1 pseudogene is annotated in these 1,246 nt (G+C 54.9%); it reads right to left on the reverse strand.

From position 1 onward, the window contains the following. Positions 1 to 197 (reverse strand): annotated as a pseudogene (locus tag EGJ34_RS22590) (hypothetical protein); the annotation flags it as partial. Positions 198 to 1,246 lie beyond the last annotated feature (1,049 nt).

Genomic DNA, 1,246 nt, shown 5'->3' on the forward strand with positions numbered 1-1,246 from the left:
CCGAGTGTGAGACTGGTGGGTGCTGAGGCGTACACGGTGCTCCAGCCGCCGCCATTTGCGCGTTCCACCACCTCGTAATGGGTGGCTGCAGCAATGCCGCCCCACGACATCGAAAAGGTGGTGCTGTAGCAGGTGCCGCCGAGGCTGATTGCCGGTACCGGATAGTGGCAGCGTCGCCACAAACACGGGATATTCATGATTGGCGGCTGCACACCATGCCGTGCGGTCGCCGATCAGACAGCTTCTCGCCAACCGGTTTCGCGCGTTGAACGGGTGCGCAAACAATTTTCGTACAGGACCCCAATACCTCCAAACTCTTAACGAGCAGGCTCCGGGACATCTGGAACTTCATCTGGGAGGGTTGGCATCCAGAATCGATTTCCAGCTACATCAAGCGCCCCCATCGGCCTCGCACCGCCGCGCTTAGGAGCCGGCTGGTAAAGTCCCATCAAAGTCACTGGGCGCTCCCTCTGCGCGATCTTCCTCAGGGAGTCCTGCTGGCTCGACTCCACATGAAGCCTTATCCCACCCTGACCAGCAGAGTAATAGTAAAGGTCTTTTGAGGGGAACAAATAAGCCCCCCCAAACACGTAAGCTACATACCCTGTGATTTCGATATAGCGAGAGTCATCTCGATCAGCAGAGGACCAAAGAGCTGGGAAGCTCTCACTGCAAACGATCTCATCAGAGCCTCCAGGGCCTATTCCCCGCACTCCAAAACAGCCCCCCACCTCGCTGCGCAGCTCTGCCTTGGCTGACGCACAGCAAGCAACCGCTATCAGAAGAAGCACGAGACATCTAGTGTTCACTGTAGAAATCCTCGTTCAGATATGCCTTCTTTCCGTGCTCAACAAAGCTACTTACCTTCCATTCCACAACTCTGCCGTTGGCCAATGAGACGATTGCGCTCTGATCGAAACCAGCCACACCGGACATTCTCACCCATTTGTTGTACTGATCTACAACATATCTAAGATCATTTCCACTGAACAACTGAAGCCCCGGATGGGTATGGACGGTACCAGCAGGGACAGAGAACGGGGATGGCCCACTTGAGAAGTCCGGGTTTACACTGTGTCTGAAACCGTCACTGGTCGCGGTTCCTATAACGATCCCATCCTTGCCGTAAAATAGTCTCGAAGCAATCTCGGTATCGTACTTGTCCGCTAGGGTTCACCCCCGTTTTCACGGACACTTACAAGAAGGCCGATCCAGGCCATGAGGAGTGTTCATGTCAAAGCGTAGA

This window comes from Stenotrophomonas sp. 278 (assembly GCF_003935715.1).
In the GTDB taxonomy this organism is placed as follows: domain Bacteria; phylum Pseudomonadota; class Gammaproteobacteria; order Xanthomonadales; family Xanthomonadaceae; genus Stenotrophomonas; species Stenotrophomonas maltophilia_AH.